Source organism: Streptomyces sp. NPDC051020 (assembly GCF_040683105.1).
GTDB lineage: Bacteria > Actinomycetota > Actinomycetes > Streptomycetales > Streptomycetaceae > Streptomyces.
Map to the genome: position 1 here is coordinate 67,843 of NZ_JBFBCG010000039.1, position 8,280 is coordinate 76,122.

Sequence of the window (8,280 nt, forward strand, 5' to 3'; positions counted from 1 at the left end):
TGTTCAGCCCCGGGCGCGCGACTGCGCGTAGTACGCCCGGCATGCCTCGTACGAAGGAAGCAGGCCCTGCTTCTCGGCCTCGTCCAGCGAAGGGGCGGCAGCGTCCTTCTCCGAGAGCAGCGGGATGATGCCCTCGGGCCACTCGATCGACAGCTCCGGGTCGAGCGGGTCGATGCCGTGCTCACGACCGGGGGCGTACCCCTCGGAGCACAGATAGACGACTGTCGCGTCGTCCGTCAGCGCCATGAACGCGTGGCCGAGCCCCTCGGCGAGGTAGACCGCGTGATGGTCCACGTCGTCGAGGCGCACGGCCTCCCACTGCTTGTACGTGGGGGAGCCGACCCGGATGTCCACGATGACGTCGAGCACCGCGCCGCGCACGCACTTGACGTACTTCGCCTGGCTCGGCGGCACATCGGCGAAGTGGATACCGCGCAGTGTGCCACGGCGGGAGACCGAGAAATTGGCCTGGGCGAGCTGCAGACCATGGCCGGTGGCCTCGCTGAGCTCGGAGGCCTTGAACCACTCGTGGAAGCTGCCGCGACTGTCCGGGAAGACCTTGGGCTCATGCACCCAGGCGCCCTCGAGAGAGAGCTGCCGCATGCGATCACGTCCTTGTTCGTGCTGGCTGGGGGGTGGTGCGGGATCCCGGATCAGCTGGTGAACCGGGCGGTCAGGCGACGCGCCCGCTTGCGGCCGCCGGGCGGGAGCCTGCGGACGAGCGGGCCGCCGACCGTGCGCAGCGCCCGCCGCAGCGCCGCCTTCCGGCGCTGCGTGCCGACCTCCGCCATGAGCGCGGCGTCGACCTCGGGCAGGGCCGGGTCCAGGTGGATCCGGCCGCGGCCGCCGACGGTGACGTCGCAGAGAGGGAGCGGGGGACCGTCCTCGCCGTCGAGCCGGACCGAGAGCTTCCAGTTGCCCGCCGCGACGCCCCGCGCACGCCCGGGCACCGTCAGATGGGCGCGGCCCTCGGTGGGGTGCAGCGAGGTCCGTACCGTGCGGACGGCGCCGGTTGTCCCGTCGGTCGGGCTCAGGACCAGCTGGGCGCCGGAGACGGCGGTGGCAGCGGTGGTGAAGAGGTCCAGCCGCAGCTCCGGACGGCTGCCCGGCGTGCGCAGCACCGGACGGCCCGCGAGATAGTCGGCCAGCTTCTTGCTGCGGCGGGCGACATCGAGCGTGAGGTTGCCGTGCGGATCGGTGAAGTACGGGATGACAGCGCGTGCCGGGGAGCCGAGGGAGGCGGGCAGACAGGCGGCGTCCACCCCTTCGGCGCGGTCGGCGCCGAGCCGGGCCTTGCGGACCAGACCCAGTCCGCGCAGTGGCACCCAGACGTCCCAGAAGCCGCGCGACACCCGTCCGCGGCCCTTGACCGCCTCGGCGGACAGATGGCCGCTGCCGCGCAGGACGACTTCGCAGACGTCGTCGCCGAGCTCTTCCAGCTCCGTGGTGAACGTCGCGGGGCAGGGCCACTCGACGGCCGTCTCGCGGTTGCGGAGCGAGAGTTCGGCGGAGAAGCCGTCGAGGTCGGCGGTGATGTCCAGCAGCCCGGCGTCGGACTGCAGCCCGTCGGCGAGTTCGGGGTGCAGGTAGTAGCGGCCCTCGCGGCGCAGCAGCCGCACCGGGGCCCGGTCCTCGCCGTGGACCAGCCGGGCGCTGACGGTGATCGCGATCCTGCCGTCCGGCTGCCAGGCGAACGTCTCCAGCCGTGCCGCCGCCGTGACGGACGAGGCGAAACGCGCGATGCGGAGGAGACCCTGCCGGTCGTTCTCGCGCAGCAGTGTGGACCGCTCCCGCAGGACCGGACCGAGGCCGTCGTGCACCCCGTCGCCCATGAAGTCCGTGGCCAGCGGCCGGATGGCGTCGCACATCTCGTCGTAGAACTCCGGCTGGTAGCGCAGGACCGCCGGCTCGCTGAGCCGGCTGAGCATCTCGACGCGGTAGAAGCGGCGCAGCAGCCGGTCCCGGAACTCTCCCGGTTCCGTATGGGCCACGACGACATCGAGGACCTCGCGGAGGTTCCCGTAGTAGCCGGACGGCACGATCCTCGTCGATCCGGCGTTCTTGCCGTCGTCCCGCTTCGAGTAGTAGTAGCAGGTGTACGTGCCCAGGATGGAGACGACCTTCGCCGGGAAGTACGCCTGCATCATGTAGAGCTGGTCCTCCAGGCGGCGCTTCCCCTCGGGGTAGGCGATGCCGTTCGCGCGGAGGAATTCCGTACGGAACATCTTGTGCGGCGTGAGACTGTCGTACAGCGGGGCGTCGTGCAGGGTGCACTTCTCGCGGTTCGTCTTGAACACGCCGTGCGGGACACCGCGGAAGTTGCTGGCCACCTTGCCGATGACAATGTCCGAGCCGTTGCGTCGGCCCATGTCGTACAGGCGCTCCAGGGCGCCGGAGGCGAGATGGTCGTCCTGGTCCAGGAACTGGACGTATTCACCCTTCGCCTCGGCCACCCCGACGTTGCGGGGCTTTCCCGGCCAGCCGGAATTAGGGATCGTGATCACCCGGAAATGAGGATGCTCCGCGGCCAGCTGCTTGAGGCGGTCAGGAGTGTCGTCCGTCGACCCGTCGTTGACGAAGAGGACTTCGAACTCCTGTGCCGGTAGGGTCTGCCGCAGGAGCGAGTCGATGCAGGGTTCGATGAACCTGCCTGGGTTGTATACCGGAATGACGACACTTACTTTGACTGGCATCGCTACTGTCCCATGGCTGATAGAGGCCCTTTGAGCCGGCGACAGGTGCGGGTCCGCGCGCTGCGGAGAACGGCGATACAGCACCACCTGCCGTGCACCCTACCGATTGTTGGATGGACAACGGGTCCGGATGGTTGCCCAGGGCGGTGGTCAATGATTCGACCGCCGAAAGATGCGTACAGTTTTGCGAATCACTTGAGATGACCGCTGCCGCTGTGGCGCTCCTCGGATCAGCCGGACTCCGCTCAATGACCGAAAAAGGGAGAGTGGGGTCCGAATATCGGGAACGCCTGTCCGGTCCGGCGCCCCACCCGGCTCGCGTACCCTGACGGCCAGGAGGCGCAGCCGGTGGCGAGGACGGAGACAGTGCACGTGGCAGGGGCAAGGCAGAGCGTGACCGAGGCGCGCAGGATCGTGGTCAAGGTCGGGTCCTCGTCCCTCACCACCGCGGCCGGGGGCCTCGACGCCGACCGGGTCGACGCACTTGTCGATGTGCTCGCCAAGGTCAGGAGCGGCGGGGAGAAGGAGATCGTCCTCGTCTCCTCCGGTGCCATCGCGGCCGGACTCGCCCCGCTCGGCCTGGTGCGCCGGCCCAAGGACCTGGCCAGGCAGCAGGCCGCGGCCAGCGTGGGCCAGGGGCTGCTCGTCGCCCGCTACACCGCCTCCTTCGCGCGGTACGGCGTGCGCGTCGGCCAGGTGCTGCTGACCAGCAACGACACCAGCCGCCGCGCCCATTACCGCAACGCCTACCGCACCCTGGACCAACTTCTGGACATGGGTGCGCTCCCCATCGTCAACGAGAACGACACCGTGGCCACCGACGAGATCCGGTTCGGCGACAACGACCGGCTCGCCGCGCTCGTCGCCCACCTCGTCCGCGCCGACCTGCTGGTCCTCCTCTCCGACGTCGACGGTCTCTACGACGGCGACCCCAGCACCCCCGGCACCACACGCATCGCCGAGGTGACGGGCCCCGCCGACCTGGCGGGCGTCACCATCGGCAGCGCCGGAAAGGCGGGCGTCGGCACCGGCGGCATGGTCACCAAGGTCGAAGCCGCCCGGATCGCCACGGCCGCCGGGGTGCCGGTCGTGCTGACCTCCGCGAGCCGTGCCGCCGACGCCCTCGCGGGCCGCGACACGGGTACGTACTTCCACCGCACCGGACGCCGCTCGGCCGACCGGTTGCTCTGGCTGGCCCACGCTTCCACCCCGCAGGGATGGCTGACCCTGGACGACGGGGCCGTACGGGCCGTCGTCGAGCGCCACAGCTCGCTCCTGCCGGCCGGAATCGCCGCGGTCGACGGCGAGTTCACCGCGGGGGATCCGGTGGAGCTGCGCGACCTGCGCGGCCGCCCCGTGGCCCGCGGACTCGTCAACTTCGACGCCAAGGAGATTCCGCAACTGCTCGGGCGCTCCACCCGTGACCTGGCACGCGAGCTCGGGCCTGCGTACGAGCGCGAGGTCGTACACAGGGACGATCTGGTCCTCCTGCACCACTGACCGGCCCCCTGAATCGGCTGAAAGTCCGGACTTTCGGCGGAGACCTTCACGAAAACCGCCCCACGCCCGGCCCTGGACTGGTCAACTTTGTAACGGGGACACAGCGGGGTACAGCACAGCAACACATTCACAGGAGGCCGCCGGTGAGACGAGCGCGCCCGGGGGCGCCGCCCGGAGGAACGGGTGGCCGCACCCTGACCAGCGTCGGTGCAGATGCCGGCTTCGACGGGAACCGGTCCGCGGACAGGACCGTCGACGGGGCCACCGACGGAACCACCGGCCCCGAACCGGTGGGGGTGAAGGAGGAACGCACCCAGTCGAAGCTGTGGCACATCACCCTCAGCGTCTCGGGTACCGAGACGCCGCTGAGGGAGGTCAGACGCGGTCTGGAACAGCTCGCGCATGACCACCCCTTCCTGCTGACCAGCCGGTACGCCAACGACCACGCGGAGATCCGCTACTGGGAGGAGGCCCGCGATCTGCACGACGCGGCGGCGGTCGCGCTGCGGCTGTGGGGCGAGCACCGCTCCAGCGCCAAACTGCCGCCCTGGGAGATCGTCGGCCTGGAGGTCATCGACCGGGAGACGTACCACCAGCGGATCGCCGAGGGATACGGGCCGCCGCCGGCTGCACCGGTCGGCGTCCACCCGTACTGAACCGGCCCGTCCTGGGACGGTTGTCTCGCATCACGGGATACGTGTGGGATGCCCGCAGTGTGCGCACTACCCTGCGGGCATGACCACGCTTTCGCCGTACGACAACATGTCCCCGGTCGCCCAGGCCGCCTACCGGGCACGCTCTGCCGCCGCCGACATCGCGCCACTGCCGCGTGCGGCCAAGGACGACGCGCTGCTGGCGATCGCGGACGCGCTGGAAGTGCGGACGAGCGAGATCGTCGAGGCCAACGCCGAGGACGTCGCCCGCGCCCGCGAGGCCGGCACCAGCGAGTCGATCGTCGACCGGCTCACCCTCACCCCCGAGCGGATCCGGGCCATCGCCGCCGATGTGCGGCACGTGGCGGCCCTGCCCGACCCGGTCGGCGAAGTGGTGCGCGGCTCGACCCTGCCCAACGGCATCGACCTGCGCCAGGTCCGGGTGCCGCTCGGCGTCGTCGGGATCATCTACGAGGCCCGGCCCAATGTGACGGTGGACGCCGCGGCGCTCTGCCTGAAGTCCGGCAACGCCGTCCTGCTGCGCGGCTCGTCGTCCGCGTACGCCTCCAACACCGCCCTCGTCCGGGTGCTGCGCGACGCGGTCGGAGGTTCCGGGCTGCCGGCCGACGCGGTGCAGCTGGTGCCGGGCGAGAGCCGCGACTCGGTACGTGAACTGATGCGGGCCCGTGGTCTCGTCGACGTACTGATCCCGCGCGGCGGCGCCTCGCTGATCCGCACGGTCGTGGAGGAATCGACGGTTCCGGTCATCGAGACCGGAACCGGCAACTGCCACGTGTACGTGGACGCCCGGACCGACCTCGACATGGCCGTCGACATCCTGATCAACTCCAAGGCCCAGCGCCCGAGCGTCTGCAACTCCGCCGAGACGCTGCTGGTCCACAAGGACATCGCCGCGGAGTTCCTGCCCCGGGCCCTGGACGCGCTGGCCGACGCAGGGGTGACGGTCCACGGTGACGAGCGGGTGCTGGAGTACGCCGACGGGTCCAAGGCCACCGTCGTGGCGGCGACACCCGAGGACTGGGAGACCGAGTACCTCTCGTACGACATCGCGGCAGCCGTCGTCGAATCGCTGGACGCTGCGGTGGCACACATCCGGCTCTGGTCCTCGGGTCACACCGAGGCGATCGTCACCACCTCGCAGGCCGCCGCCCGCCGGTTCACCCAACTGGTGGATTCCACGACGGTCGCCGTAAATGCGTCCACCCGGTTCACCGACGGCGGGCAGTTCGGGTTCGGTGCGGAAATCGGGATCTCCACGCAGAAGCTGCATGCCAGGGGCCCGATGGGTCTGCCGGAGCTGACCTCGACGAAGTACATCGTGACCGGTGACGGTCACGTTCGGTGATCTCCGGACCCGACGATTTTGCGCTCTCCCTGCCTAAATCGACCGGCCGGGGCTACGCTGAAGCCGTGCCGGACGACGTGGGGGGCAGGCCGTTTCCGGACGGCTGGGAGCCCGACGACGACCGCGGGGGCGCGGACGAGGACTTCGCCTCCGTGGTGTTCGACGAGGACTTCGTCCGGGCCGCCGAGTTCCATGAACCCACTGCGGTGGAGCGGCTGTTGGCCGCTGCCGAGGCGCGTGCCGAGGCCGAGGCGGCCCGAGCCCGCGCAGGCGGCGGCCCCGGCGACGACGAGTTCTTCGACGACGGGTACGGACCGGGCGGCGGCTACGGCCGCGGAAGCCCCTACGGCGACCCGATGGACCCCGATGGGCCGGGCGACTACGACAACGGCCCTTACGGGCGCCACGGCGGCGCCCTGCGCCCCTATCGGGGTGGCGCACGCTGGCACCGGCCGGTGGCCTGGCTGCTCGCGCTGCTGATGGGTATCGGCATGGTTGCGCTGGCCTTCAGCGCCGTCTACCGGGGCGCCTCCGCCAGCCGGCAGGACCAGGTGCCGCCGCCCGCCTCGACCGGTGTGGACAGCACACCCGAGCAGAAGGCCGTGGAGTCCTGGACGGGCGACGGACCGCTTCCCGGGCATCCGGGTGGCCCCTCGGGCTCCACGGATCACTCCCGGCCGGCCGTCTCCGCGGTGCCCCGCACCCCATGACCTGAGGATCGCGTACGAACTTGACGCGCGCCAGCGCGTTTACGCACGCCCCCGCGGACCTACTCTGAAGGTATGGCAGGGAGTGGAGGCCCGCCCGAGGGGACACCCGAGGGGCTCCCCGGTGGCGGCGAGGACGAGTACCGATCCGTCGTCTTCGACGAGTCGTTCGTCCGTGCTGCCCGGCTCCAGGAATTCTCCGCCCAGGAACGCATGGGCGAGCATGCCCGCGCCGTACGCAGCCTCCCCTCCCGGCGTCTGCGCACCGGCTCCCGGGCCGTCCTGGCCCTCGTCGTCCTGATAGCTCTGGCCTTCGCCGCGGTCGTCTACATAGGCTTCCGGCATCCGTACCAGGCGCCCGTCGGCCGACGTGCCGAGGCACTCCGCTCGACCGTCATACCCCTGGCACCCCGCGGCGTCGTGCCCGGCGGCACGGCCGCCCGTCTCTTCGCCACCAGCCCCGCCGCACAGTTCCGGACAGGTGCCTCAGGCATCAACTTCCCGATGGTCCAGCGGACCGACAACTTCTCGGACAGTCAGGTGTTCACGGCCCTGACCACGGTCAAGGACTACTTGGTCGCGTCCTCCCTCGACCCCGACGTCCTCACCGGCGGCGCGACACGGCCGGTGAAGCTCCTGCTCGACCCGGACCAGGTGAGTCAGTTCGACCAGAGCATGAGCCGCCCGGACGACGACGGGCAGCACGCCGCGGCTGGCTGGCTGGTGCGGTTCGACCCGGCGAAGGTGGCACTGGCCGACCCCGGCATTCGGGTCCAGGGCACCCTGGCCTACTCGGAGGAGGGATCCGACACCCTGGAGGTGGTGTCGGACCACACCTTCACGTACGCCCTGCGCCCGGCCGTCTCCGGCCCCCAACAGGCAGGCGGCGTCTCCCTGTTCACCGTCCGGCGCGAGCTGCAGTTCCGCTTCGACCGGGAGGACCTGCGGCTGCACCGGCTGGAGCTGCGGACCAGCTACGTCCAGGCCGGACCGCAGGCCTGCTCGGCCGACACGACCGGCGCACTGCGTCCGCTCCTCGCCGGCCAACGGGCGGTATCCCGCGGACCGGCGGGCACCGACCCGTACGCCACGGGCAGGCCCGCTGGGGCGCTCTGCGGGTCGCTGGAGCTCAGCGCCCGCCCGTCCCGGGCTCCTGTGAGCTAGTGCCCCTCCCGGCAAGCTTTGCCCCGTCGGGCAAATATTGCCGGTCACTGCACTAAGGCGTGTTTCGAAAGTGGCGTCGTCCGCCCGTAGGACGGGCCGGGCGGCGTCTGGTGCGTGCGATCGCAAGGCGGAGGGTCGCCCCGATACTGGGCGTATCGGGGCGAGCCCGACAACGCAGCGAGCGTGCGGGCCAGGCG

Annotated in this window: 7 protein-coding genes; 5 read left to right on the top strand and 2 right to left on the bottom strand. The window is 70.7% G+C overall.

The window, feature by feature from the left end; translation table 11 throughout:
• Nucleotides 1-3: 3 nt before the first annotated feature.
• Together rfbC and AB0N06_RS21870 are read right to left on the bottom strand one after the other, a co-directional pair.
• On the bottom strand, nucleotides 4-603 hold the full coding sequence (gene rfbC / locus AB0N06_RS21865) for a dTDP-4-dehydrorhamnose 3,5-epimerase (RefSeq protein WP_366136350.1): 600 nt from the start codon (nucleotides 601-603) through the stop codon (nucleotides 4-6).
• Nucleotides 604-653: 50 nt separating this feature from the next.
• On the bottom strand, nucleotides 654-2,693 hold the full coding sequence (locus AB0N06_RS21870) for a glycosyltransferase family A protein (RefSeq protein ID WP_366136352.1): 2,040 nt from the start codon (nucleotides 2,691-2,693) through the stop codon (nucleotides 654-656).
• A gap of 393 nt (nucleotides 2,694-3,086) precedes the next feature.
• On the opposite strand from AB0N06_RS21870, the gene proB reads away from it, so the two are divergent.
• From proB to AB0N06_RS21895, 5 genes are all read left to right on the top strand, one after another.
• Entirely contained in the window at nucleotides 3,087-4,193 is a 1,107-nt protein-coding gene (gene proB, locus AB0N06_RS21875) for a glutamate 5-kinase (RefSeq protein ID WP_366136359.1), read from the top strand.
• Between the two features lie 143 nt (nucleotides 4,194-4,336).
• Complete coding sequence (locus AB0N06_RS21880) at nucleotides 4,337-4,849, top strand: hypothetical protein (RefSeq protein ID WP_366136353.1); 513 nt, start codon at nucleotides 4,337-4,339, stop codon at nucleotides 4,847-4,849.
• 79 nt (nucleotides 4,850-4,928) lie between these two features.
• Nucleotides 4,929-6,212 carry a glutamate-5-semialdehyde dehydrogenase gene (locus AB0N06_RS21885; RefSeq protein ID WP_366136354.1) on the top strand — a complete coding sequence of 428 codons (1,284 nt, stop codon included), beginning with the start codon at nucleotides 4,929-4,931 and terminating at the stop codon, nucleotides 6,210-6,212.
• 65 nt (nucleotides 6,213-6,277) lie between these two features.
• Entirely contained in the window at nucleotides 6,278-6,922 is a 645-nt protein-coding gene (locus tag AB0N06_RS21890) for a hypothetical protein (RefSeq protein WP_366136355.1), read from the top strand.
• Nucleotides 6,923-6,994: 72 nt separating this feature from the next.
• Nucleotides 6,995-8,083 (top strand): hypothetical protein, encoded by a 1,089-nt coding sequence (locus AB0N06_RS21895; protein ID WP_366136356.1) that lies wholly within the window; start codon nucleotides 6,995-6,997, stop codon nucleotides 8,081-8,083.
• The last annotated feature ends 197 nt before the right edge of the window (nucleotides 8,084-8,280 follow it).